This is a genomic window from Serratia sp. JSRIV001, from assembly GCF_019968745.1.
GTDB lineage: Bacteria > Pseudomonadota > Gammaproteobacteria > Enterobacterales > Enterobacteriaceae > Chania > Chania fonticola_B.
Map to the genome: position 1 here is coordinate 1597390 of NZ_CP074147.1, position 24843 is coordinate 1622232.

At 54.8% G+C, this 24843-nt stretch carries 20 protein-coding genes and 6 tRNA genes; 3 read left to right on the forward strand and 23 right to left on the reverse strand.

What is annotated here, in order from left to right; genetic code table 11:
* Positions 1-192 precede the first annotated feature (192 nt).
* From KGP17_RS07210 to miaB, 12 genes are all read right to left on the reverse strand, one after another.
* Positions 193-1152, reverse strand: a complete 960-nt coding sequence (locus KGP17_RS07210; RefSeq protein ID WP_059199085.1) for an IS110 family transposase — start codon at positions 1150-1152, stop codon at positions 193-195.
* A gap of 248 nt (positions 1153-1400) precedes the next feature.
* Positions 1401-2333 carry a pyrimidine-specific ribonucleoside hydrolase RihA gene (rihA, locus tag KGP17_RS07215; RefSeq protein WP_021805328.1) on the reverse strand — a complete coding sequence of 311 codons (933 nt, stop codon included), beginning with the start codon at positions 2331-2333 and terminating at the stop codon, positions 1401-1403.
* Positions 2334-2437: 104 nt separating this feature from the next.
* On the reverse strand, positions 2438-3163 hold the full coding sequence (locus KGP17_RS07220; protein WP_021179998.1) for an amino acid ABC transporter ATP-binding protein: 726 nt from the start codon (positions 3161-3163) through the stop codon (positions 2438-2440).
* The gene (gene gltK / locus KGP17_RS07225; RefSeq protein WP_059200136.1) at positions 3163-3837 is read right to left on the reverse strand and encodes a glutamate/aspartate ABC transporter permease GltK; all 675 of its coding nucleotides are present in this window, start codon (positions 3835-3837) and stop codon (positions 3163-3165) included. The genes KGP17_RS07220 and gltK overlap by 1 nt, the downstream gene beginning before the upstream one ends.
* Complete coding sequence (locus KGP17_RS07230) at positions 3837-4577, reverse strand: amino acid ABC transporter permease (protein ID WP_021179996.1); 741 nt, start codon at positions 4575-4577, stop codon at positions 3837-3839. The genes gltK and KGP17_RS07230 overlap by 1 nt, the downstream gene beginning before the upstream one ends.
* A gap of 208 nt (positions 4578-4785) precedes the next feature.
* On the reverse strand, positions 4786-5682 hold the full coding sequence (locus KGP17_RS07235; RefSeq protein WP_223499099.1) for an amino acid ABC transporter substrate-binding protein: 897 nt from the start codon (positions 5680-5682) through the stop codon (positions 4786-4788).
* 363 nt (positions 5683-6045) lie between these two features.
* Positions 6046-7575: an apolipoprotein N-acyltransferase gene (gene lnt, locus KGP17_RS07240; protein ID WP_223499100.1), complete on the reverse strand. Its 1530-nt coding sequence runs from the start codon at positions 7573-7575 to the stop codon at positions 6046-6048.
* A 7-nt stretch (positions 7576-7582) separates the two neighbouring features.
* Positions 7583-8461 (reverse strand): CNNM family magnesium/cobalt transport protein CorC, encoded by an 879-nt coding sequence (corC, locus tag KGP17_RS07245; protein WP_021179993.1) that lies wholly within the window; start codon positions 8459-8461, stop codon positions 7583-7585.
* 81 nt (positions 8462-8542) lie between these two features.
* A complete protein-coding gene (ybeY, locus tag KGP17_RS07250; protein WP_021179992.1) occupies positions 8543-9016 on the reverse strand; it encodes an rRNA maturation RNase YbeY in 474 nt (157 codons plus the stop codon).
* Positions 9013-10068, reverse strand: a complete 1056-nt coding sequence (locus KGP17_RS07255; RefSeq protein ID WP_223499101.1) for a PhoH family protein — start codon at positions 10066-10068, stop codon at positions 9013-9015. Before KGP17_RS07255 ends, ybeY begins: the two co-directional genes overlap by 4 nt.
* A gap of 224 nt (positions 10069-10292) precedes the next feature.
* Positions 10293-10628, reverse strand: a complete 336-nt coding sequence (locus KGP17_RS07260) for a zinc ribbon domain-containing protein YjdM (protein ID WP_021179990.1) — start codon at positions 10626-10628, stop codon at positions 10293-10295.
* A gap of 94 nt (positions 10629-10722) precedes the next feature.
* Positions 10723-12147: a tRNA (N6-isopentenyl adenosine(37)-C2)-methylthiotransferase MiaB gene (miaB, locus tag KGP17_RS07265; RefSeq protein ID WP_223499102.1), complete on the reverse strand. Its 1425-nt coding sequence runs from the start codon at positions 12145-12147 to the stop codon at positions 10723-10725.
* Between the two features lie 176 nt (positions 12148-12323).
* Here miaB and ubiF point away from each other — a divergent pair, with 176 nt between their 5' ends.
* Positions 12324-13505: a 3-demethoxyubiquinol 3-hydroxylase gene (ubiF, locus tag KGP17_RS07270; RefSeq protein WP_223499103.1), complete on the forward strand. Its 1182-nt coding sequence runs from the start codon at positions 12324-12326 to the stop codon at positions 13503-13505.
* Between the two features lie 89 nt (positions 13506-13594).
* Here the strand turns inward: ubiF and KGP17_RS07275 are convergent.
* From KGP17_RS07275 to nagB, 11 genes are all read right to left on the reverse strand, one after another.
* Positions 13595-13669 (reverse strand) — tRNA-Gln (locus KGP17_RS07275).
* 18 nt (positions 13670-13687) lie between these two features.
* Positions 13688-13764, reverse strand: a tRNA-Met gene (locus KGP17_RS07280).
* A 35-nt stretch (positions 13765-13799) separates the two neighbouring features.
* Positions 13800-13874, reverse strand: a tRNA-Gln gene (locus KGP17_RS07285).
* 42 nt (positions 13875-13916) lie between these two features.
* Positions 13917-13991: transfer RNA gene (locus tag KGP17_RS07290), tRNA-Gln, on the reverse strand.
* A 29-nt stretch (positions 13992-14020) separates the two neighbouring features.
* Positions 14021-14105: transfer RNA gene (locus KGP17_RS07295), tRNA-Leu, on the reverse strand.
* 9 nt (positions 14106-14114) lie between these two features.
* Positions 14115-14191: transfer RNA gene (locus KGP17_RS07300), tRNA-Met, on the reverse strand.
* A 217-nt stretch (positions 14192-14408) separates the two neighbouring features.
* Positions 14409-16073 (reverse strand): asparagine synthase B, encoded by a 1665-nt coding sequence (gene asnB / locus KGP17_RS07305; RefSeq protein ID WP_223499104.1) that lies wholly within the window; start codon positions 16071-16073, stop codon positions 14409-14411.
* A 476-nt stretch (positions 16074-16549) separates the two neighbouring features.
* The gene (locus KGP17_RS07310) at positions 16550-17302 is read right to left on the reverse strand and encodes an HAD-IIA family hydrolase (RefSeq protein WP_021805320.1); all 753 of its coding nucleotides are present in this window, start codon (positions 17300-17302) and stop codon (positions 16550-16552) included.
* A 67-nt stretch (positions 17303-17369) separates the two neighbouring features.
* Entirely contained in the window at positions 17370-18590 is a 1221-nt protein-coding gene (locus KGP17_RS07315) for an N-acetylglucosamine repressor (protein ID WP_147281002.1), read from the reverse strand.
* A gap of 26 nt (positions 18591-18616) precedes the next feature.
* Entirely contained in the window at positions 18617-19756 is a 1140-nt protein-coding gene (gene nagA / locus KGP17_RS07320; RefSeq protein WP_094982651.1) for an N-acetylglucosamine-6-phosphate deacetylase, read from the reverse strand.
* 18 nt (positions 19757-19774) lie between these two features.
* Positions 19775-20575 carry a glucosamine-6-phosphate deaminase gene (gene nagB / locus KGP17_RS07325; protein ID WP_021805317.1) on the reverse strand — a complete coding sequence of 267 codons (801 nt, stop codon included), beginning with the start codon at positions 20573-20575 and terminating at the stop codon, positions 19775-19777.
* 336 nt (positions 20576-20911) lie between these two features.
* Between nagB and nagE the strand changes: the two genes are divergently transcribed.
* Together nagE and glnS are read left to right on the forward strand one after the other, a co-directional pair.
* The gene (gene nagE / locus KGP17_RS07330; protein ID WP_037375135.1) at positions 20912-22945 is read left to right on the forward strand and encodes an N-acetylglucosamine-specific PTS transporter subunit IIBC; all 2034 of its coding nucleotides are present in this window, start codon (positions 20912-20914) and stop codon (positions 22943-22945) included.
* A 192-nt stretch (positions 22946-23137) separates the two neighbouring features.
* Positions 23138-24802, forward strand: a complete 1665-nt coding sequence (gene glnS / locus KGP17_RS07335; protein ID WP_021805315.1) for a glutamine--tRNA ligase — start codon at positions 23138-23140, stop codon at positions 24800-24802.
* Positions 24803-24843: the final 41 nt, after the last annotated feature.

Sequence of the window (24843 nt, forward strand, 5' to 3'; positions counted from 1 at the left end):
TGAGGATGTGGCACGTTCTGTCCCCTCACCCCAACCCTCTCCCAAAGGGCGAGGGGGCTGTTCGGCATCTTTGATAAGGCTGTGCAGCTTCGGAAAGTAGGGCATAAGCACAAGAAATCCAAGGTATTACACAGGGCAATCAGCACACTCGATCGGTTCCCTCTCCCTATGGGAGAGATACCGTCTTGTCGGCTATCCGGCAAGCGGTATTTCCGCATTAAATGTCTTTCCTGATTTCACCACACCATAGGCCAGTTGCAGCAACTTTCGCATCGCCGCACACACTCTTTCTTTGCCCGACTTCCCACGCAACTTCAGCCTTTCTGTTAAGTCTTTAACCACAACATTGTATTGGCCTGCCACTACCGCGGGCATGTATAACGCACTTCGCAGCTCACCGTGCCCCACTTTCGATAACCGGCTTTTCCCTTTAAACATCCCCGACTCACATCGCTGTGGATTCAGTCCTGCATACGCTACCAGGGCCTTGCTGCTGGTGAACCGACGCAGGTTTCCTGCGAAGGCCAGCAGGCTGGAGCTCAGCATCTCTCCCACTCCAGGGATACTTTTTAGCAACTCGCTGTCCCGTTTCAGGTCAGGGTTATCATCGATGTGCTGACTGATTTTCTTTTTCGTTTCTCGTATCAGTTCATCCAACGTGGCGATGTGCTCATTGAGTGAAGGGACGATGACTGCTTCGGCCACCTCCAGGCGATTTTCTTCCATCTGACGCATCTCTTCCAGGTTCTTAAGATGCCTGACCAACGCGGTCAACTGGCGCTCGCTCAACGGGGCTGGGAACCACGGGGCAGGCTGATGCAGTGCGCAGTAGCGGGCTATCATCGCTGCATCGCTTTTGTCCGTTTTGTTCCGGGCCAGTTCTGTATTGCCGAAGGAATGGATACACGCCGGGTTCATCAGACTGACGTGGTAGTTGTTGTCTGCCAGATAAGTGGCCAGTTCCGTGCTGTAGCTCCCGGTGGCTTCCATACAGACATGACAGTCGCCAAAGCGGCTCAACCAGGCTGCGAACTCGCGGCATCCAGAAGGGGTATTGGCAAACTTTTTGGTTTTATACTTCTGATTGTCCAGCAGTACGGCGACATCAAATTTGTGTTTAGCGATATCAACGCCGACAGGGGTTCTACGCATTATGGCACTCCATAACCATGTCTGAAATTTATCGCCGGACCATCCTTATATGTAGGTGCTCATAGGCACAGGATACCGTTCGGTCTACAAGGCGACAGGGAAATAGACAGCCGGGGCACAATCTCTCCCACGGGCTCATAGGCACTAGGGTTAGGGGGAGCTCACCGGCTATCTCCCGATGATCAGTCGGGGATCTTCTCCGCTAAGGCGGAGAAGATCAAGACATAAGGGTTAGGGTGAGGGGGCATTTAATAACGTGAAACACACTCGACCATCAGATCGATAAAGCCCTGGCGGTTGATATGGGTCAACACCTCGACGTTCGCCGGTTTACCGTTTTGGCCAAACTCATCCACTACCGTCATGCCCACGGTGTAGTGACCTTGGGTCTCCACACCCACCCACAGCTCACGGCTTTCAAACAGCTCCGGGGCCAGCAGCCAGGCGATGGTGCAAGGATCGTGCATGGCGGCACCCGGCAGGCCGCGCGGGTGGCTGAGATACAACGGCAGGTAGAAATCGAGCATGCTGGCTACCGCTGCCGCCACCGGATTATTAATGCTACGGATGCGTTCGATATCCTGCGGTAACACCAATGCCTGATGGGTGACGTTCAACCCGGCCATGGTTAGAGGCACGCCGGATTGCAGCACAATTTCGGCCGCTTCCGGATCGACGTAGATATTGAATTCGGCCACCGGCGTGGTGTTGCCAGCATTCAGCCCACCGCCCATAAACACGATGCGTTCAATCTTGCTTTTCAACTCTGCGTGCTGTGACAGCAGCAAGGCAATATTGGTCATCGGGCCGGTGACCACCAGCGTAATCGGCTCTGGGCTGGTACGTAGCAGATCGGCAATTAACTCGACCGCAGTTTGCTTGACTGGCTGAAAATCCGGTACTGGCAGATGGGTGTTGCCCATCCCGGTATCACCGTGCACGTAATCGGCAATGACCAGATCGCGCATCAAGGGCTTGGCGGCACCGCCAGCGACCAGGACATCTTGCCGTTGCATCAGCGTCAGCAGGCCGAGTGCGTTATGCAGGGTTTTTTGCGGTGTCTGGTTACCGGCGGAAGTGGTGACGGCTTTAACATCCAACGTAGGGGCACGTAGCGCCATGGCAAGGGCAATAGCGTCATCAAGGCCTGGATCACAATCGATAATAATAGGGCGGGACATCACTTTCTCCTTCAGCGTTATCATTATGCTTTGAGGATCGGGGGAAAGTGCGAAAGAAACAAGCACTATTGATGCGCCCTGGGGGGCAGGGCGCATCTGGTAAATCAATGCAGGATTTTGGCCAAAAAGTCTTTGGCACGTTCTGACTGCGGGTTGTTGAAGAAGTCATCCTTATTGGTGTCTTCCACAATCTTCCCTTCATCCATAAAGATCACCCGATGGGCTACCTTACGGGCAAAGCCCATTTCGTGGGTCACCACCATCATGGTCATCCCTTCCTGCGCCAGCTTGACCATCACGTCCAACACTTCGTTGATCATTTCTGGATCGAGCGCGGAGGTGGGCTCATCAAACAGCATGGCGATCGGATCCATACACAGCGCACGGGCAATCGCCACGCGCTGCTGCTGGCCACCAGAGAGCTGCCCTGGGAACTTTTCGGCATGTGCCGACAGGCCCACGCGCTCCAGCAGCTTCAAGGCTTTATCGCGTGAGGCGGCCTTGTCGCGCTTGAGGACTTTAACCTGCGCCAGCGTCAGGTTTTCAATGATCGACAGGTGAGGGAACAGTTCAAAATGTTGGAACACCATCCCCACTTTGGAGCGTAGTTGCGCCAGGTTGGTGCTCTTGTTGTTGACCTGAATACCGTTAACCTCGATATCGCCTTTCTGGATCGGCTCCAGCCCGTTGACGGTTTTAATCAGGGTCGATTTGCCTGAGCCGGAAGGACCGCAGACCACCACCACTTCGCCTTTTTTGACTTCGGTGGTGCAGTCGGTCAGAACCTGAAAGTGACCGTACCACTTAGAAACATTTTTCAGGGATATCATCAAACAGTCCTTTTCTTCAAATAGCTTACCAGCGCCGAGGCGGCGAGACTGATAACAAAATAGACCAAACCGGCGAACAGGATCATTTCCACCTGTGTACCGTCACGCTCACCAATGGTTGACGCGGTGCGGAAGAAGTCGGCCAGGCTAAGTACGTACACCAGCGAGGTATCCTGGAACAACACGATCCCTTGGGTCAGCAGCAGCGGCACCATGGCGCGGAACGCCTGCGGCAAGATCACCAGCCGCATCGATTGCCACTGGGTCATGCCCAACGCCAGTGAGGCAGAGGACTGACCGCGCGAGACGCTTTCAATGCCTGCCCGGATAATTTCCGAGTAGTACGCGGCTTCAAACAGCGAAAAGGCTACCATAGCCGAGATAAGGCGAATATCGGTTTTCGGTGACAGCCCAAGAACTTGTTGTAATAAGCTTGGAACCACCAGATAGAACCAGAGCAGCACCATCACCAGCGGTACGGAGCGGAACAGGTTGACGTACAGCGCCGCAAACCAGCTGATCGGCTTGATCGACGACAGGCGCATCACCGCCAGAACGGTGCCCCAGAGGATACCGAACACAATAGCCGTCACGGTAATTTTCAGCGTGACGACCAGCCCCTGCAGCAGATACGGGAAGCTTGGGACAATCGATCCCCAATCAAATTGGTACATTATTTACTCCCCATATGGCCAGGTAACTGCACTTTCTTCTCGACAATACGCATAAACAGCATGATGACCGCGTTGATAGCGACATAGGCGAGGGTGATGGCAGTAAAGGATTCATAGGCGTGTGCGGAGTAATCCAGCAGCTTCCCGGCCTGAGCGGCCATATCCACCAGCCCGATGGTTGAGGCAATGGCGGAGTTTTTGACCAGGTTGAGCATTTCCGAGGTCATCGGTGGCACGATCACTCGATAGGCGTTGGGCAGCAGCACATAGCGATAGGTTTGTGGCAGCGTCAGGCCCATGGCCAGCCCGGCAGCCTGCTGGCCGCGGGGCAGGGATTGGATTGCGGCACGCACCTGCTCGCAAACGCGCGCAGCGGTAAACAACCCAAGGCACAGCATGGAAGAAACAAAGAATTGCACGTTGGGATCGAGCTCGCTCTTGAACCACATGCCGATATCGGCTGGCAGCAGCTCCGGCATCACCAGATACCAGGTAAAGAATTGCACGATTAGCGGCACGTTACGGAACAGTTCGACGTAACAGGTACCTAGTGAGGAGAGAAAACGGTTGGGCACGGTACGCAAGATACCGAACAGTGAACCGACAAAGAAGGCAATAATCCACGCACAGACGGAGAGGGCGACCGTAACCTGAAAGCCGGACCAGATCCAGCCTAGGTAGGTGGTATTCCCAAACGGGGCCTGCTGCAGAAAGATACCCCAGTTCCAATCTATTGACATAACTAACTCCGGCAAACAGGTGCAAAACACCTTACAAACCTTACAACTTGATGACCGTGCAATCGTGGCGCATGCCAGTCAGGCTGGCTTTTTGGTGTGCCTTGAATCGTGTCTAGGAAAGAATGCGGGAGGGGAACGGCCTCCCGCATACCTGTCTGTCCTATTACGGTCATCTACAGCAGCCAGCTTGGCTGGCTTGATTTTTTTATTAGTTCAGTGCTTTGTCGTTCGGCTCTTTAAACAACTGCTTCATGTCGTCGGACAGATCGAAGTTCATGTTGAGGTTTTTTGGTGGGATTGGCTGTTTGAACCAAACCTCAAACCATTTGGCTGCCTGGCCAGAGGTCTGAGCTTGAGCGATAGTGTCATCCACCAGCTTTTTGAACTGTGGATCGTCTTTACGCATCATACAGCCGTAGGCTTCTTTGGACTGTGGAGTGGCAACGATTTCCCACTGATCCGGCTGTTTGGCCTTGGCGCGCTCGCCCGCCAGCAGGGCATCATCCATCATAAACGCCACTGCACGGCCACTTTCCAGGGTGCGGAAGGAATCGCCGTGGTCTTTGGCACTGATGATGCGCATTTTCATCTGATCTTTGTCGTTCAGCTTGTTGAGCAACACTTCGGAAGTGGTGCCTGAAGTGACGACCACGGCTTTACCGGCCAGATCTTTAAAGTCTTTGATGTCGGAGCCTTTCTTGACCAGCAGACGGGTACCGACGACGAAGATGGTATCAGAGAAGGCAGCCTGTTTCTGGCGCTCGAGGTTGTTGGTGGTCGAGCCACACTCAAAATCGAAGGTGCCGTTTTGCAACAGTGGAATGCGGTTTTGCGAGGTGATCGGCAGCATTTTCACCTGCAGATTGGGCTCGTTCAATTTCTTCTTGATGGCATCAACGATTTGGTTGGAATAGTCCTGGGAGTAACCCACAACTTTCTGCTGATTATCGTAGTAGGAGAACGGAACTGAGGATTCACGGTGGCCAACAACAATCACGCCGTTATCTTTGATTTTCTTCAGCGTACCGGTCAGTTCTTCCGCATGGGCTTCGCTACTCGCCATTCCGATCAGCAGTAACGATAACGCCAATTTGCGCATTTGCATGGTCCAACTCCTATGCTGTTGTGATTGCCCGCACTCAGGGAGAGCGAGTTTATACGGCTGAGCTATAAAGATAGTCCTAATGCCGATTTACGATAGAAAATAACCGATTGTGAACAAGATGAAACTAAGTTGTTTCATTTTTTGAGACATCACGCGCACCAAATGAATGCAATAAACCCCTGATGCACCACCGAGGTGCGAGACTTGCGCTGGAGTTGTGCACGGATGCGACAAGATGTCAGTTAAAGTAAATCAGCAACGTTCTACAGGGTAATTAAAGCAAGGAGCATGCCAGAAACATCAGAAGGGAGGGGGCAACAAGAAATGAAGAGGGCACGGTAAGGCACCGTGCCCAAAGAGAACTTATCTGCGGCGCCAGCTAATGAGCAGCGCGATGCCACCCAGCAGCACGGTGATGATCCACACTGGCGCAGAGCCAAAGCGGGCATATGGCGTGATGCCGGTAGTGGGTGTCACCTTCACTTCCAGCACTTTGCGGGTGAACTGTGGGATGGATGCCAACACTTCGCCGGTTGGGCCAACGACGGCGGTGATACCGTTATTGGTGCTACGCAGCAACGGCCTGCCCAGTTCCAATGAACGCATACGCGCCATTTGGAAGTGCTGCCATGGGCCGATGGAGTGGCCGAACCAGGCATCGTTGGACACGGTCAGCAGGAAGTTGGTATCCGGGCGGAAGTTATCGCGTACCTGCTGGCCCAGCACGATTTCATAGCAGATGGCTGCCGTCAGGTTATAACCGCGTACGCTGAGCTGCGGCTGCACATAGTTACCGCGGCTGAACGAGGACATCGGCAGGTCGAATAACGGAGCCAACGGGCGCAGCAGCGTTTCCAACGGCACAAACTCACCAAAAGGCACCAGGTGATGTTTGTCATAGCGATTGGCTGCCGGGTAGCTGTAAGGCTGTTCCTCGCCAAGCACGATCACGCTGTTGAAGAACTGCGTGCCTTGCTGGGTAGCGCGAGCGTCCACGATACCGGTGATCAGGCTGCTGTTCTTGGCGCGCATCAGATCGTCCATCATGGTCAGGAAAGCGTTCTGATTGCTCTCTACATCGGGAATAGCCGACTCTGGCCAGATGATGATTGGCACTTTGCCCATCAACGGACGGCTCTCATCCAGATAGGTTTGCAGCGTACTGAGCAACGCCTTCGGATCCCATTTCATCGACTGCTCGATATTGCCCTGCACCATGGCGACGTTCACCGCTTTATCCGGCTGCGGCGTAAACCAGTGGATCTGGCGCAACGGCCACGGCAGCAACAGCATGGCGATAGCAATGACCGCCGGGGTGATGCGCCGCTGATTGAGGGCAAAGACCAGCAGGCCGCTGAGGGACATCAGGATCAGCGTGATCGCATCCACGCCGAGCAATGGTGCAATGCCTTTCAGCGGACCGTCGATCTGGGTATAACCAAATTGCAACCAGGGGAAACCGGTCAGCACCCAACCGCGCAGGAACTCGGTCAGTTGCCATAGCGCCGGAGCGGCAATGGCCAGCCGCCACCAGGTGGTACGTGGCCAGATCCGCGTCAGTAAACCGGCGAACAACCCGGTATAAAGCGAAAGATAGGCGGCCAGCAGCACGACCAGGAAGATATTGATGGCAAACGGCATACCGCCGAAATCGGCAATGCTGACGTAAACCCAGTTCACGCCGCTACCGAACAGCCCCATACCCCAGCAGAAACCGAGCAGGGCGGATTGTTTGGTAGTGCGGTTGAGGGTCACGGCCAGCAGGCCGCACAGCGAAACAATCGCTGCAGGCCAGATATCGTAAGGGGAGAAGGCCAGCGTGCCACAGGCACCGGTCAAAAGCGCCAGCAGGGCGCGAACCCGCTGGCGATCAAGTAATAAGGCTTTAGCCATGGATAAGTTATTCTTCCAGTTTCGGTTGCGGGGCGTCGTCCGGAATTTTGACATGAACCTGGATGATACGTCGACTGTCGGCCATCGCAACTTTAAATAGGTAACCTTCGATTTCAATGGTTTCCCCGCGCGCAGGCAGGTGGCCGAAGGCTTGCATCACCAGACCGCCGATGGTGTCCACCTCATCGTCGCTGAAATGGGTGCCGAAGGTGTCGTTGAAGTCTTCGATCGGCGCCAGCGCCCGCACGGTGAACATGTGGCGGCTCAGTTGGCGAACGTCACGATCTTCCTCATCGTCATATTCGTCCTCAATTTCTCCGACAATCAGCTCCAGAATGTCTTCGATGGTCACCAGACCAGAGACGCCGCCGAATTCATCAATGACAATCGCCATGTGATAACGCTGGGAGCGGAACTCCTTGAGCATCCGGTCAACCCGCTTGCTTTCCGGTACCACCACGGCGGTACGCAGCACCTTGTCGATGCTGAACGGCTCGGAGTCTGCGCGCATAAACGGCAGCAGGTCCTTGGCCATCAGAATGCCTTCGATGTGATCTTTATCTTCGCTGATCACCGGGAAGCGCGAGTGGGCGGATTCGATAATCACGTCCAGGCACTCTTCCAGCGTTTGGTTACGCTTGAGCGTCACCATCTGGGAGCGCGGGATCATGATGTCGCGCACGCGCTGCTCGGCGATATCCATCACGCCTTCCAGCATGTCACGGGTATCGGGATCGATCAGGTCGTTTTGCTCGGAATCACGGATCAGCTCTACCAGATCGCCACGGTTTTTGGGTTCACCATGGAACAGCTGGTTAAGGATAAGAGTAAAGAACCCCTTCTTGGGACTGGGGCTGTCATTGCTTTGTGAATGGTCGTCGCTCATGGCGTTTTAGTTAATATCACTCTATTGAGTTATCAAAATTAGCGACAGCCCCAATCGGGGCTGCGGGGTGCTCAGCTAACATCAGGTGGGATCTTTTTCCGCGAGGTAAGGGTCTGGGTAACCCATCTCCTGCATTATCTCGGTTTCCAAAGATTCCATTTCTTCGGCTTCATCGTCTTCGATGTGGTCATACCCTAGCAGATGAAGGCTACCGTGAACAACCATATGCGCCCAGTGTGCTTCCAGCGCTTTCTGTTGCTCAACCGCTTCCTGTTCAACCACTTGACGGCAAATAATCAAATCACCCAACAGCGGCAGTTCGACTTCCGGTGGTGCCTCGAACGGGAATGATAACACGTTGGTCGGCTTGTCTTTACCACGATAGGTCAGATTCAGCTCATTGCTTTCCGCCTCATCCACCAGGCGGATGGTGACTTCGGCCTCTTCCTGGAACTGTGGCAATACCCCTTCCAGCCAACGCTGGAAGGTGGCTTCATCCGGTAATCCTTCACTGCTGGCGCAGGCAATTTGTAAATCCAGAATAACCTGGCTCATGGTGTTTCCTGTTCAGAGGCAACCGGTGCCTCACGTCTACGTTGTTCGGCGATGGCGTCTTTGCGTTTTTGTTCGGCGGCTTCCCAGGCTTCATAGGCGACCACCACACGGGCCACTACCGGGTGGCGCACCACGTCTTCGCTGTGGAAGAAGTTAAAGCTGATCTCTTCCACCTCAGACAGCACTTCAACCGCATGGCGCAGGCCGGATTTCTGATTACGTGGCAGGTCGATCTGGGTCACGTCGCCGGTGATCACCGCTTTCGAGTTGAAACCGATACGCGTCAGGAACATCTTCATCTGTTCGATGGTGGTGTTCTGGCTTTCATCGAGAATGATAAAGGCGTCATTCAGCGTACGGCCACGCATGTAGGCCAGCGGCGCAACTTCGATCACGTTACGCTCGATCAGCTTTTCCACGCGCTCGAAGCCCAGCATTTCAAACAGGGCGTCATACAGCGGGCGCAGATACGGATCGACTTTCTGGCTCAGATCACCCGGCAGGAAGCCCAGCTTCTCGCCAGCTTCAACCGCCGGGCGGGTCAGCAGGATACGCCGGATTTCCTGGCGCTCCAGCGCATCTACCGCAGCCGCAACCGCCAGATAGGTTTTACCGGTACCCGCCGGGCCAACGCCAAAGGTGATGTCATGGGCGAAAATATTGGTGATGTATTGCGCCTGATTCGGCGTGCGGGGCTTCACCATGCCGCGCTTGGTCTTGATGGTGACCGATTTGCCGTAATCCGGCACGCTGTCTGCCACCTGCTCCAGCACCCGGCTCTCTTTGATGGCCAGGTGGATCTGTTCCGGATCGATATCTGGGGTCACGCCACGGATCGGCGCGGTATCTACATACAGATGGCGCAGAATATCGGCGGCGGCAACCACGCACAGGTTTTTACCGACCAGCTTGAAACGGTTGTCACGGCGGTTGATTTCAATCCCCAGCCGACGTTCGAGTTGTTTGATGTTGTCATCAAACGGGCCGCACAGGCTCAACAGGCGTTGGTTGTCTGCGGGCTCCAACAGGATTTCTTGTGTTGCGACGTTCAAACGATTCCTCAAGGCTCAACAGGGCCTGGTTGATGTCACGTAACGCGATTTCAGCGCGGGCATTCAGGGCAACCCCCGAACAGCTCTACCCTGAATTATTCATGGTGTACCGCACTGGCGCAAGTTTACCTCTGATCTATCTGTGCGCAGCGAAGGGAATTCAAGGGGGGAGGGGGCAGAATTGGGCCAAATAGTTTGGCCCAACAGCAGGTTAACAGCGGAAATCAGCTCTTCTTCACAAATTCGGATTTCAGCTTCATCGGGCCAAAGCCGTCGATTTTGCAATCGATGTTGTGATCGCCTTCGACCAGGCGGATGTTCTTCACCTTGGTGCCGATCTTCAACATGGAAGAGCTGCCTTTGACCTTCAGATCCTTGACCACGGTCACCGCATCGCCATCGGCCAGCAGGTTACCGTTGGCATCTTTGACAATCAGGGTATCGGCATCTTCAACGGCCGCGCTGTCGCTCCACTCATGGGCGCACTCAGGGCAGATGAACAGGGCGTTATCCTGGTAGGTGTATTCGGAATTGCACTTCGGGCAGTGTGGGAGTTGCATTATTGTGTCGCCTCATAATCAAAATAAAAAAACAAAATTACCGGACAATGACTGCCCGGCAGAGAAAAAGGAAAATGCCAAGGTGGCGGGGCGATCAGGGTTGGTAGCTACCGACGCCCAGCTCATCTTCCTTACGGGTACGTGCAATCACCACTTGAGGGGATTGGTGCACGCGCAGTTCCATCTGCTGTTCGGTGCGGACCAGGGTACCGCGCAGAGAGTTGGTTAACACTTCAGTAATTTCGACGTCGACGAACTGGCCGATCAAATCTGGGGTGCCCTCAAAGTTGACCGTCCGGTTGCATTCGGTGCGGCCAGAGAGTTCCATCACGCTCTTGCGTGAGGTGCCCTCGACCAGAATACGCTGCACGGTGCTCAGCATACGGCGGCTGAATTGCATCACCTGCTGGTTGATCCGTTCTTGCAGCAGATACAGTCGCTGTTTTTTCTCTTCCTCACTGACGTCGTCAACCATGTCTGCCGCCGGAGTGCCGGGGCGCGAAGAGTAAATAAAGCTGAAGCTGGTGTCGAAATTCACCTGGGCAATCAGGTTCATGGTCTGTTCAAAGTCGGCCTGGGTTTCCCCTGGGAAACCGACAATGAAATCGGAGCTGAACTGGATATTGGGCCGAGCCTGACGCAGCTTGCGGATAATCGCTTTGTATTCCAGCGCCGTGTGGGCGCGTTTCATCATGGTCAGAATGCGATCTGAACCGCTTTGTACCGGCAGATGCAGGAAGCTGACCAGCTCGGGCGTATCTTCATACACCGCGATAATGTCATCGCTGAACTCAATCGGGTGGCTGGTGGTAAAGCGGATGCGATCGATCCCGTCGATGGAGGCCACCAGGCGCAGCAGTTCGGCAAATGAGCAGATGCCGCCATCAAAGGTTGCGCCACGATAGGCGTTGACGTTCTGGCCCAGCAGGTTCACTTCACGTACGCCTTGGGCGGCCAACTGAGCGACTTCAAACAGCACATCATCGCTTGGGCGGCTGACTTCCTCACCGCGGGTGTAAGGCACCACGCAGAACGTACAGTATTTGTTGCAGCCTTCCATGATTGAGACAAAGGCGGTTGGCCCGTCGGCACGGGGTTCCGGCAGGCGGTCGAACTTTTCGATTTCCGGGAAGCTGATGTCCACGATCGGGCTATGCGAACCGCGCACGTGGTTGATCATCTCCGGCAGGCGGTGCAATGTCTGCGGGCCAAAAACGATGTCAACGCAGGGCGCGCGCTGGCGCAGATGTTCCCCTTCCTGTGAAGCAACGCAGCCGCCGACGCCAATGATCAGATCGGGGTTGTTCTTTTTCAGTTGCTTCCAACGGCCCAACAACGCGAAAACCTTTTCCTGCGCCTTCTCGCGGATCGAGCAGGTATTGAGCAGCAACACATCCGCTTCTTCAGCGTTTTCAGTCCACTCGAAGCCGTGTGTGCTTCCCAGTAAATCTGCCATTTTCGATGAGTCGTACTCGTTCATCTGGCAACCCCAGGTTTTGATATGTAGTTTTTTCGTCATTGACTTGCCATTACTCAGTGCGGAGAGAAAGTTGCGTTACGCGCCATGCAGGAAGGCCATTGTAATCATTTGGCGCGCTGGTGACCAGCGGAGTGGCAGTAGCATGCGACCTGAAGCCAGATTAAAAATCCGGTACACTGAACCAAGATGCCCTTTTAACCAAAAGTATAGCCAAAATGAACACTTCACAAAAATGCTTTGATGCCGTGGTGGTTGGCGGTGGGATGGTGGGAGCCGCTGCCGCACTGGGGCTGGCTCGCGCCGGGTTATCGGTCGCTTTGTTAGAGCATGAGGCTCCCAATACGTTCGATCCCCAAAGCCCGCCGGACCTGCGGATCTCCGCTATTGGCTGCACCTCCGTTGGCTTGTTGAAGCAGCTTGATGCCTGGCCTGCGGTGTTGCAGATGAGATCGGCACCCTACCGCAGGCTGGAAACCTGGGAATGGGAGTCCTCACGGGTGGCGTTTGATGCTGCCACGCTGGGACTGCCAGAACTGGGTTTTATGGTCGAGAACCGTATTTTGCAGCTCGCGCTATGGCAGCAGTTGGTACAGTGCGAGAATTTAACGCTGTACTGCCCTGCCAGGCTGCAGGCGATGCATCGAGCCGATGACCAATGGCAGGTGACATTAAGCTCGTCAGAGGCCATACAGGCGCGTTTGGTGGTGGGTGCCGACGGTGCTCACTCACAGGTGCGCAAGTTGGCGGCGATTGGCACCAGCGGTTGGCAATACCGTCAGTCTTGCATGTTGATCACCGTGGAAACCGATCAACCGCAGCAGGATGTGACCTGGCAGCAATTCCTCCCCACTGGCCCACGCGCGTTTCTGCCGTTGTACGACCAGTGGGCAACGCTGGTGTGGTATGACAGTCCGCAGCGTATTCGCCAGTTGCAGGCGTTACCTATGGCGCAACTCGAACAAGAGATTGCGGCGGCTTTCCCCTCCCGCTTGGGCACGGTGAAGGCTCATGCCGCCGGATCATTCCCGCTGGTGCGCCGTCACGCGCAACGCTATGTGCAATCCGGGCTGGTGCTGCTCGGCGATGCTGCGCATACCATCAACCCGCTGGCCGGGCAGGGGGTGAACCTTGGCTATCGCGATGTGGATGCGTTACTGGAGATCGTGGCCGACGCCCGTGAGCAGGGAGAAAATTGGGCGAGTGAAGAGGTGCTGATGCGCTATCAGCGCCGCCGTCGTACCGATAACCTGCTGATGCAAAGCGGCATGGATCTGTTTTATACCGCGTTCAGCAATAACCTGGCTCCGCTGGGCGTGGCGCGCAATCTGGCGTTGATGGTGGCGGAAAGGGCGGGCAAGCTGAAAGAGCGGGCGCTGAAGTATGCATTAGGTCTGTGATGACATGGGGCGCCGAATGTTGCGCCCATTTATCCAAACGTAGGAACTCAGAAAAGCAAAAAGCCCGCCGAAGCGAGCTTTTCTAAATTTGGCTGGGGTGCCAGGATTCGAACCTGGGTATGCTGGTATCAGAAACCAGAGCCTTACCGCTTGGCGACACCCCAAATGTAAAACAGACAGCATGGTGGCTACGACGGGATTTGAACCTGTGACCCCATCATTATGAGTGATGTGCTCTAACCAGCTGAGCTACGTAGCCATTCACTAATCTTTGTGACTTTCAATTGCGTTGTATGGCTGGGGTACCTGGATTCGAACCAGGGAATGCTGGTATCAAAAACCAGTGCCTTACCGCTTGGCGATACCCCAATAACACAATCAAATTGTTACAGCGCCCCATCCTGAAAAAGATGGCTGGGGTACCTGGATTCGAACCAGGGAATGCCGGTATCAAAAACCGGTGCCTTACCGCTTGGCGATACCCCACCTGCTGCATGCACGACGATGAAAGAAAATGGTGCGGGAGGCGAGACTTGAACTCGCACACCTTGCGGCGCTAGAACCTAAATCTAGTGCGTCTACCAATTTCGCCACTCCCGCAAAAAAGATTGGTGGCTACGACGGGATTCGAACCTGTGACCCCATCATTATGAGTGATGTGCTCTAACCAACTGAGCTACGTAGCCATCTTTTTCGCTCAACCTTCATCGGCGTTGCGGGGCGCATTATGCGTATATGGCCGATTTGCGTCAACAAGTTTTTTCCCGAAAAAGCGACTGAACGGGTTGTTTGACTGGGTTGTGAACATTATGGTGATAAATTCGGCAGATTAGGCCATTAACGGTTGAAAACATCCACAAAAAAGCGGGCCATCAGGCCCGCCGAAGGTTAAGCGCTGACGGTTTACTTATAAGCGGATTGGTGTACGCCTACGGCGCGGCCTGATGGGTCGTCCATCTTTTTGAAGGATTCGTCCCATTCAATGGCTTTTGCCGACGAGCAGGCTACGGAAGGGCCGCCAGGGACACATTCCGCTGCGCTTGGCAGTGGGAACAGTTCTTCGAAAATTTCGCGGTACAGGTAGCCTTCTTTGCTGTTTGGCGTGTTGTACGGGAAGCGGAAACGTGCGGTTTCAAGCTGTTGATCGCTAATCTGCTTGGCAGCGACTTCTTTTAGCGTATCGATCCAGCTGTAACCGACACCGTCGGAGAACTGTTCTTTCTGGCGCCAGGCCACGCTAGCTGGCAGGTAAGACTCGAAGCATTGGCGAATAATGTGCTTCTCCATCTTGCCGTTGCCGCACATTTTATCCTGTGGGTTGATGCGCATCGCCACGTCCAGGAAGCTTTTATCCAGGAACGGCACGCGGGCTTCTACACCCCAGGCAGACATCGCTTTGTTGGCGCGAGCGCAGTCGTACATATGCAGCGCCAGCAGCTTACGCACGGTTTCCTCGTGGAATTCTTTGGCATTTGGCGCCTTATGGAAGTACAGGTAGCCGCCGAACACCTCATCAGCCCCTTCGCCGGACAGCACCATCTTGATGCCCATCGCTTTAATCTTGCGTGACATCAGGTACATCGGCGTGGAGGCGCGGATGGTGGTGACGTCGTAAGTTTCGATGTGGTAGATCACATCGCGAATGGCATCCAGGCCTTCCTGTACCGTGAAGTGGATTTCATGGTGGACGGTACCAAGGTGGTTAGCGACCTCTTGAGCCGCACGCAGATCCGGGGAACCTTCCAGCCCGACGGCGAAGGAGTGCAGCTGTGGCCACCAGGCTTCACTGCGCTCATCATCTTCTACCCGGCGTGCGGCATATTTTTTGGTGATGGCGGAGATCACCGAGGAATCCAGCCCGCCGGAGAGCAGCACGCCATAAGGCACGTCGGACATCAGGTGGCTTTTGACCGACTCTTCCAGCGCGTTGCGCAGGGCGTTGGCATCGGTGACGTTGTCTTTGACGTTGTCATAGTCGAACCAGTCACGCTGGTAGTATTCGCGGATTTCACCGTCCTGGCTCCACAGGTAGCTGCCCGCCGGGAACTCTTTAATGCTGCGGCAGACCGGCACCAGCGCCTTCATCTCAGAAGCGACATACAGGTTGCCGTGCTCATCATGCCCCATATACAGCGGGATGATGCCGAGGTGGTCGCGGCCAATCAGGTAGGCGTCTTTTTCAGTGTCGTATAGGGCAAAGGCAAACATACCTTGCAGATCGTCCAGGAAGTTCGGGCCTTTTTCCTGATACAGCGCCAGGATCACTTCGCAGTCGGAGCCGGTCTGGAACTGATAATGTTCACCCAGTTGCTGACGCAGGGCCTGATGGTTATAAATTTCACCGTTAACCGCCAATACGTGGGTGTGTGCAGCGTTGTACAGCGGTTGTGCACCGTTATTCACATCAACAATCGACAGGCGCTCGTGAACCAGAATGGCTTTATCGCTGGCGAAAACACCGGACCAGTCTGGGCCGCGATGGCGCATCAGGCGCGACAGTTCCAACGCTCTTTTACGCAATTCAACCGGATCGGACTTCAGATCGAGCACACCGAAAATAGAACACATACAAACTCTCCTAACGACATTTTATGGCGGTGATGTGATGTACAGCGTGCCTGCATGTTCAGTAACGGTGCGGCTTTGCTGCCTTCTGATAATGAAAATGCGTCAAAAGCTGAGGTAGATGCAAGCGATTTAACGTTACGCTGAAAAATAGTCTTGGGGTGGGGTGCTAAAATTAGCGGATATGCATTTTTTAGCGGTAAAAATTGACGAATATCTAATTTATTACCGAATGAGGCGAGGGCGAGATAAATTTTCAGACATTTTGATGATCGATGTTTCCCCTCACCCCAACCCTCTCCCACAGGGAGAGGGAGCCAGCGCAGAGTCGTTGTCACGTGCAGAAGTTTGATCTGCAATAAGGGGGATGTTTAAGGCGAACCTTTGCTACTGAGGGAAGAACGCCAAAACATCAGCGAACTGGATCGGTCCCCTCTCCCTGTGGGAGAGGGTTAGGGTGAGGGGCCATTGCTTGCGGCTTAAAAAATGGTGATATCCGCCACGGAAGGGAAGATATGGCTCGGGCGGAACGGCATGGATTCAACATCGTCCAGGTTTGAGACACCAGACAGCACCAGCACGGTTTCCAACCCGGCCTGGAAGCCAGCCAGGATATCGGTGCGCAGGTTGTCCCCGACAATCACCGTCTCTTCCGAATGTGCCTGCATCTTGTTCAGCGCGGCGCGGATAATCCACGGGCTAGGCTTGCCGACATAAAACGGCTTACGGCCGGTGATCTTCTCGATCGGCGCACACAAAGCCCCACAGGCCGGTGTGAAACCATGGCCATGGGTATCCGGGTTGGTGGCAATAAAGCGTGCCCCGTTGTTCACGAAGAAGGCCGCTTTATGCATCATGTCCCAGTTGTAGGAACGGGTCTCACCCACGATCACGAAATCCGGGTTGATATCGGTGATGGTAAAGCCGGCTTTGTAGAGTTCGTGGATCAGTGCGCCTTCGCCCACCACATAGGCTTTTTTACCTTCCTGGCGGCGCAGGAAATCGGCCGTCGCCATCGCTGAGGTATAAAAAGCGCTTTCTGGCACGTCCAGGCCAGCGGCGGCAAAGCGGTTGGCCAGGTCCTGGGCGGTTTGCGATGGGTAGTTGGTTAGCACCACCAGCGGCATTCCCTGCTCCTGAATACGAGCCAGGAACAGATCGGCTCCAGGGATCGGGGTATTGTCATGCAGCAGCACGCCGTCGATGTCACATATCACGTTTTTGATAGTCATTGTTGCTGGTCTCATGATAAACGGCAGGGCAAAAAAGCCAGAAGTGCATCCCTGCCAAACAGGCAGTTTAACTTTCTAACAGCCGTTGGAGAAGTACACCGTTGAGCATTGCCCGTTTTGCCAGGGCAAAAGCGCCGATCGCTGAACGATGATTGAGTTCGGAAGTGACCACCGGCAGGTTTCTGCGGAAATCCTTCAGCACCTGGGTGTTGATGCAGCTTTGGATGGCGGGTAACAGCACTTTGTCCGCTTCGGTGATTTCACCGGCGATCACCACTTTTTGCGGGTTGAACAGGTTGATGGCGATGGCTACCGCCTTGCCCAGATAGCGGCCAACGTGTTCGATCACTTCGCTGGCCAGCAAATCTCCGCGATTGGCGGCTTTGCAGATGGCGGCAATGCTACAGTCTTCCAGCGTCATTTTGCTTGGGTAGCCCTGACTCAGCAGGTGGCGTACGCGTTGTTCGATAGCAGCGTTGGCCGCCACGGTTTCCAGGCAGCCGAAGTTACCGCAGTGGCAGCGCTCGCCGAGGGGATCGATTTGAATATGACCAATCTCCCCCACGTTGCCGTTATTGCCGAGGAAGATTTTGCCGTTGACGATGATCCCGGCCCCGGTGCCCCGGTGCAGGCGCACCAGAATGGAGTCTTCACAATCCCGGGTAGCCCCGAAGTAGTGCTCCGCCAAGGCCAGGCTGCGGATATCGTGGCCGACAAAACTGGTGACGTTGAAGCGTTGCTGCAGACTTTCGACCAACGCCCAGTTATCGACGCTGATGTGCGGCATATAGCGCACTACACCTAAAGCCGGATCGACCAGGCCGGGCAGGATCACGGCAATGGCGATCAGTTCGCGCAGTTTGCGCTGGTAGCTTTCGATAAACTGCGCAATGGCGTTGAGCAGTGCGTTTTCCAGTGTCTCCTGGGTGCGTTCCGGCAGAGGGTAGTGCTCCTCGCCGAGCGACTTACCGCCCATATCGTACAGGGTGATGGTGGCATCATGGCGGCCCAGGCGGACGGCAACGGTGTGGAAATTGCGGGTTTCACTGACAATGGAAATGGCACGGCGGCCACCGGTGGAGGCTTGCTGATCGACCTCTTTGATCAGCCCGCGCTCCAACAGTTGGCGAGTAATTTTAGTGACGCTGGCGGGGGCTAGCTGGCTGAGTTCGGCAATCTGAATGCGCGAGATCGGGCCTTGCTGGTCGATCAGGCGATATACTGCTGCGCCGTTAAGTTGCTTAACTAAGTCAACATTCCCTATTTGTGCTTGTCCGCCAGTGCTCATCAATAATTCTACTCGCTGTTCATGGATTAAACCTCGTTGCCGTTAACGAGGGTCTTGGTGATTTGGTAATCACGGGTAAAGGCGGTCAGGTTGGCGACCTTGCCTGCTTCGATGGTGCCTAAACGCTGTTCGACACCGATAGCGCGAGCCGGGTAGAGCGTTGCCATACGCAGCGCTTCGTCCAGTGCGATACCGACATGCTCTACGCTGTTCTGCACCGCTTCGATCATGGTCAGTGCGGAACCGCTCAGTGTGCCGTTTTCGTCAACGCACAGGCCGTCACGATAATAAATGGTTTTACCCGCGAAAATAAACTGATCGATATCCGCGCCTGCTGGTGCAGTAGCATCGGTGACCAGCACCAATTTATCACCTTTTACCCGCTTGGCGTTACGGATACTCGCCCAGGCCACGTGGTGCCCATCGGCAATGATGCCGGTATACACTTCTGGCGTGTCGAAGATCGCGCCCATCAGGCCCGGCTCGCGGCCACTGATGTACGGCATGGCATTGTACAGATGGGTGGCGAAGGTAATGCCTGCGGCGAAACCCACGCGTGCCTGATCGTAAGTGGCGTTGGAGTGGCCTGCGGACACCACGATCCCGGCGTCGCTCAGCTGTTTGATAAAGTGTGGTTCCACCATTTCTGGCGCCAGGGTCACTTTGCTGATCACGTCGGCATTGGCACACAGGTAGTCGATCATCTCGCTGGTAGGCTTGCGGATAAACGCCGGGTTGTGGGTGCCTTTCTTCTCCAGGCTCAGGTACGGCCCTTCCAGATGCAGGCCAAGGGCCTGATTGGGATGGTTCTTCAGATAAGCGCGCATCACGTTGATGCCGTGCTTCATATAATCGTCGCTGCAGGTGATCAGCGTTGGCAGATAGCTGGTACAGCCGGATTTCTCGTTGGCATGCTGCATGATTTCCAGCGTGGTTTCCGAGATGGCTTCCAGTGAGTCGTTAAACTGCACGCCGCCGCAGCCGTTAAGCTGCACGTCGATAAAACCGGGGGCTAGGATGGCGCCACCCAGATCGCGCGTTTCGATGCCTGCTGGCAGCTCGGCCAGTGGGCAGACTCGTTCAATCAGGCCATCAGCAATCACTACCGCATGGTCATCAAGCACGTCGTGGCCGGTAAAAATCCGGCATTGGGTTAAAGCGAACATGTAGCCCCCTGCAAAAAATTAAAGACTATTAACGCTTTCCGCTTCCAACTCGCGGAAATACTTAACGGTTTTCACCTTCAGTTCCATGGTGGACGGTTCGTCACAAACTACCACGGCTTTGGCATGCAGCTGCAGGCAACTGATGGTCCACAGGTGGTTGATGCTGCCTTCCACTGCGGCTTCCAGCGCCTGTGCCTTGCCACGGCCGGTGACCAGGATCATCACTTCTTCCGCATCCAGCAGGGTACCTACGCCAACGGTCAGGGCATATTTTGGCACCTGGCTCACGTCACCGTCGAAGAAGCGGGAGTTGGCGATGCGGGTCTCTTCGGTCAGCGTTTTGATACGGGTGCGTGAAGCCAGTGAAGAGGCTGGTTCGTTGAACGCAATGTGGCCATCGAAGCCTACGCCGCCCATGAACAGGTTAACTTTACCGTAGGATTTCATCTTGGCTTCGTACTGACGGCACTCTTCGTCAACGTCTGGTGCGTTGCCGTTCAGCAGGTTGATATTTTCACGTGGGATATCAACGTGGTCGAAGAAGTTACGGTACATGAAGGTGTGGTAGCTTTCCGGGTGTTCCTGCGGCAGGCCAACATACTCGTCCATGTTGAAGGTCACGACGTGCTTGAAGCTGACTTCACCGGCTTTGTGCATCGCGATCAGGTGTTTGTAGGCTTCCAGCGGGGTGCCACCGGTTGGCAGGCCAAGGACGAACGGGCGATCTGCGGTCGGTTTGAAGGCGTTGATACGCTGAACGATATGGCGCGCGGCCCATTTGCCGACTTGAGTAGTGTCTTGTAGTGGGATAAGTCTCATCGTACACCTCTAGGTAGAATAAACTGTGTCTATACTGGTACGGGCAACAACCGTAGCTTAAAGCGTAACTCAGCTTTGTGAAGCGGGTATTCGGGATTACTGCTCGTTGATTTTTTGAATGATAAAATAAGTTTTGTGCGATGGCTAGCAATGTGGCAGTTTAACACTACTTTTTGGTGACATTTGTCACAAAAAAGGAGGTTTTAATTTGCGATACGAAATAATTTTTTTACACTCCGCATGAGTGATACGTGCCAAGCGTTATTTCTAAAAAGGTAGTGAGTTATCTCAATAAACTGCCAATAGGGTCCGGCATCGGACGAATAGGGGGAAAAGGTGAACATTCTTAGTTATTTACAAAAGGTGGGTCGGGCCTTGATGGTTCCGGTAGCCACACTGCCTGCCGCGGCCATCCTGATGGGTGTCGGCTACTGGATTGACCCGGTTAGCTGGGGTGGGGACAATGCTCTGGCAGCCTTGTTCATCAAATCTGGTGCGGCCATTATCGATCATATGTCGGTCCTGTTCGCCATTGGTGTGGCTTACGGTATGTCCAAAGACAAAGACGGTGCTGCTGCACTGACCGGTTTTGTCGGCTTCCTGGTAGTGACCACGCTGTGTTCACCTGCCGCCGTGTCAATGATTCAGAAGATCCCTCTCGATCAGGTTCCAGCCGCCTTTGGCAAAATTGAGAACCAGTTCGTGGGTATCCTGGTGGGTATCATTTCTGCCGAAGTCTACAACCGTTTCAGCGGTGTTGAACTGCCGAAAGCGCTGTCATTCTTCAGCGGCCGCCGTCTGGTGCCAATCCTGATCTCCTTCCTGATGATCCTGGTTGCCTTCATCCTGATGTACATCTGGCCGGTGGTGTTCAACGGTCTGGTCAGCTTCGGTGAACAGATCCAAAAGCTCGGCTCTGCCGGTGCCGGTATCTACGCTTTCTTCAACCGTCTGTTGATTCCGGTCGGTCTGCACCATGCGCTGAACTCGGTATTCTGGTTTGACGTTGCCGGTATTAACGATATTCCTAACTTCCTGGGTGGCTCGCAGTCTATCGAAGCGGGTAAAGCCACTGTCGGTATCACCGGCCGTTACCAGGCAGGCTTCTTCCCAATCATGATGTTCGGTCTGCCAGGTGCAGCACTGGCCATCTACCACTGCGCGCGTCCTGAGAACAAAGCGAAAGTGTTGGGTATCATGATGGCGGGGGCGTTTGCTGCCTTCTTCACCGGGATCACCGAGCCGCTGGAATTCTCCTTCATGTTCGTTGCGCCTGTGCTGTATGTGATCCACGCCATTCTGACCGGTATCTCCGTGTTCATCGCGGCCAGCATGCAGTGGATTGCCGGTTTTGGCTTCAGTGCCGGTCTGGTGGATATGGCGTTGTCAACGCGTAACCCACTGGCGACTCACTGGTACATGCTGATCCCGCAAGGCCTGGTGTTCTTCGCTATTTACTACGTGGTGTTCCGCTTCACCATCAAAAAATTCAACCTGATGACCCCAGGCCGTGAACTGGCGGTTGCCGGTGACGAAACCGACGGTTATGACGTGGATACCGCTGCGGGTAAAAACGAAGATGAAACCACTACCCTGGCTCGTCGCTATGTGAGCGCCATCGGGGGTTCTGACAACCTGACCGGGATTGATGCCTGTATCACCCGTCTGCGTTTGAACGTCAAAGATTCTGCGTTGGTGAACGATGCTCTGGCTAAACGCCTGGGTGCTTCTGGCGTGATCCGTCTGAACAAGCAAAGCGTGCAGGTGATTGTCGGGACTCGTGCCGAACTGATTGCCAGTGCGATGACTAAAGTGATTGCAGCAGGCCCGGTAGCGGCAGCCTCTGCTCCAGCCGCCGCAGCCGCTGCGGCAGAAGTTAAACCGCAGGCTGTTCCTAACGTTGCTAAAACCGTGTTGGAAGCGCTGGTGGCGCCGGTAACCGGTGAAGTGGTGGCTCTGGATCAGGTGCCGGACGAAGCCTTCGCCAGCAAAGCGGTCGGTGACGGTGTGGCTATTCGCCCAACCGATAAAACCGTCGTGGCGCCAGCTGATGGCACCGTGGTGAAGATCTTCAACACCAACCACGCTTTCTGCCTGGAAACAGACAAGGGCGCGGAGATCGTCGTGCACATGGGTATCGACACCGTGGCGCTGAACGGTCAGGGCTTCAAACGCCTGGTGGAAGAGGGTGCTGAGGTGAAAGCAGGCCAACCTATCCTGGAAATGGATCTGGAATACCTGAACGCCAACGCGCGCTCGATGATCAGCCCGGTAGTGGTCAGCAATGCTGACGACTATGCTGGCCTGACGGCGCTGGCAACCGGCAATGTGGTTGCTGGTCAAACCAAGTTGTTTGAGATCCAGAAATAAGTTGGGTTTAACCCTGGCTCCGCCCGGGCGTTAAACGGGCGGTAAGCAGTATCAGCGGGAAAAGAGCGATCTTTTCCCGCTTTTTTTGTTTTTGCAGCACGGGAACTTGACGAATAACGGTTGTTTCTGGGCGCGGCTTATTGGAACATAGAAGGTTATATGTGTAGCGCTTTGCATTTGAGGAATAGTGACATGAGTGAGGCAGAAGCCCGCCCAACCAATTTTATCCGTCAGATCATTGATGAAGATCTGGCATCAGGGAAGCATACGTCGGTTCATACACGTTTCCCACCGGAGCCTAATGGCTATCTGCATATCGGCCATGCCAAGTCCATTTGCCTGAACTTTGGCATCGCCAAGGATTATCAGGGCCAATGTAACCTGCGTTTCGATGACACCAACCCGGTAAAAGAAGACATCGAATTTGTCGACTCCATCAAGCACGATGTGGAGTGGTTAGGCTTTACCTGGAGCGGCGACGTTCGTTATTCCTCGGACTATTTCGATCAACTGCACCAGTATGCGGTTGAGCTGATCAACAAAGGCCTGGCCTATGTTGACGAGCTTTCTCCCGAGCAAATCCGTGAATACCGTGGCTCGCTGACGGCTCCGGGCAAAGACAGCCCGTACCGTACCCGCACGGTTGAAGAGAACCTGGCGCTGTTTGAGAAGATGCGTAACGGCGAGTTTGCCGAGGGTACCGCTTGCCTGCGCGCCAAGATCGATATGGCCTCGCCGTTTATCGTGATGCGCGATCCGGTGATCTACCGCATCAAGTTTGCGGAACACCACCAGACCGGGAACAAATGGTGCATCTACCCGATGTACGATTTCACCCACTGCATTTCCGATGCGCTGGAAGGGATCACCCATTCGCTGTGTACCCTGGAGTTCCAGGATAACCGCCGTCTGTACGACTGGGTGCTGGATAACATCACCATCCCTTGCCATCCGCGTCAGTACGAGTTCTCACGCCTGAATCTCGAATACGCCATCATGTCCAAGCGTAAGCTGAGCCAGCTGGTGACCGAGAAGATCGTTGAAGGCTGGGATGACCCACGTATGCCAACCGTGTCCGGCCTGCGTCGTCGTGGCTATACGGCCGCCTCCATTCGCGAGTTCTGCCAGCGTATCGGCGTCACCAAACAGGACAATAACGTCGAGATGATGGCGCTGGAGTCCTGTATTCGTGACGATCTGAATGAGCACGCACCGCGCGCCATGGCCGTGCTGGATCCGGTGAAGGTGATCATCGAGAACATGTCGCAAGACGTGGAAATGGTGACCATGCCTAATCACCCGAACCAGCCGGAGATGGGCAGCCGTGAAGTGCCGTTCAGCCGCGAAGTGTATATCGATCGTGCAGACTTCCGTGAAGAAGCCAACAAGCAGTACAAACGTCTGGTGCTGGGCAAAGAAGTGCGCCTGCGCAATGCGTATGTGATCAAGGCTGAACGCGTAGAGAAGGATGCAGAGGGTGAAATCACCACCATTTTCTGCACCTACGATCCCGATACGCTGAGCAAAGATCCTGCCGATGGCCGCAAGGTGAAAGGCGTGATCCACTGGGTGTCTGCTGCACACGCCTTACCGGCAGAAATTCGCCTGTACGATCGTCTGTTCAGCGTGGCTAACCCGGCGGCGGCAGAGGACTTCCTCGCCACCATCAACCCGGAATCGCTGATTATCAAGCAAGGCTTTGTTGAGCCAAGCCTGGCAACTGCCCAGCCGGAGAAAGCCTACCAGTTCGAGCGTGAAGGCTATTTCTGCGCCGACAGCCGCCATTCTACGGCCGATCGTTTGGTGTTTAACCGCACCGTAGGCCTGCGTGACACCTGGGCCAAGATTGGCGCTTAAGCTTAGCCAAGCCTAGCGTGTTTCCTTGCCTGTTTGTCTCT

Excerpts from the sequence above, each read along its gene's own strand:
- KGP17_RS07260 (WP_021179990.1), bottom strand. The coding sequence starts at position 10,628 with ATGCAACTCCCACACTGCCCGAAGTGCAATTCCGAATACACCTACCAG.
- glnS (WP_021805315.1), top strand. The coding sequence starts at position 23,138 with ATGAGTGAGGCAGAAGCCCGCCCAACCAATTTTATCCGTCAGATCATT.
- ybeY (WP_021179992.1), bottom strand. The coding sequence starts at position 9,016 with ATGAGCCAGGTTATTCTGGATTTACAAATTGCCTGCGCCAGCAGTGAA.
- rihA (WP_021805328.1), bottom strand. The coding sequence starts at position 2,333 with ATGTCCCGCCCTATTATTATCGATTGTGATCCAGGCCTTGATGACGCT.
- nagA (WP_094982651.1), bottom strand. The coding sequence starts at position 19,756 with ATGTTCGCTTTAACCCAATGCCGGATTTTTACCGGCCACGACGTGCTT.
- KGP17_RS07235 (WP_223499099.1), bottom strand. The coding sequence starts at position 5,682 with ATGCAAATGCGCAAATTGGCGTTATCGTTACTGCTGATCGGAATGGCG.
- KGP17_RS07310 (WP_021805320.1), bottom strand. The coding sequence starts at position 17,302 with ATGACTATCAAAAACGTGATATGTGACATCGACGGCGTGCTGCTGCAT.
- asnB (WP_223499104.1), bottom strand. The coding sequence starts at position 16,073 with ATGTGTTCTATTTTCGGTGTGCTCGATCTGAAGTCCGATCCGGTTGAA.
- KGP17_RS07315 (WP_147281002.1), bottom strand. The coding sequence starts at position 18,590 with ATGAGCACTGGCGGACAAGCACAAATAGGGAATGTTGACTTAGTTAAG.
- corC (WP_021179993.1), bottom strand. The coding sequence starts at position 8,461 with ATGAGCGACGACCATTCACAAAGCAATGACAGCCCCAGTCCCAAGAAG.
- lnt (WP_223499100.1), bottom strand. The coding sequence starts at position 7,575 with ATGGCTAAAGCCTTATTACTTGATCGCCAGCGGGTTCGCGCCCTGCTG.
- KGP17_RS07210 (WP_059199085.1), bottom strand. The coding sequence starts at position 1,152 with ATGCGTAGAACCCCTGTCGGCGTTGATATCGCTAAACACAAATTTGAT.
- nagB (WP_021805317.1), bottom strand. The coding sequence starts at position 20,575 with ATGAGACTTATCCCACTACAAGACACTACTCAAGTCGGCAAATGGGCC.
- miaB (WP_223499102.1), bottom strand. The coding sequence starts at position 12,147 with ATGACGAAAAAACTACATATCAAAACCTGGGGTTGCCAGATGAACGAG.
- gltK (WP_059200136.1), bottom strand. The coding sequence starts at position 3,837 with ATGTACCAATTTGATTGGGGATCGATTGTCCCAAGCTTCCCGTATCTG.
- KGP17_RS07230 (WP_021179996.1), bottom strand. The coding sequence starts at position 4,577 with ATGTCAATAGATTGGAACTGGGGTATCTTTCTGCAGCAGGCCCCGTTT.
- ubiF (WP_223499103.1), top strand. The coding sequence starts at position 12,324 with ATGAACACTTCACAAAAATGCTTTGATGCCGTGGTGGTTGGCGGTGGG.
- KGP17_RS07220 (WP_021179998.1), bottom strand. The coding sequence starts at position 3,163 with ATGATATCCCTGAAAAATGTTTCTAAGTGGTACGGTCACTTTCAGGTT.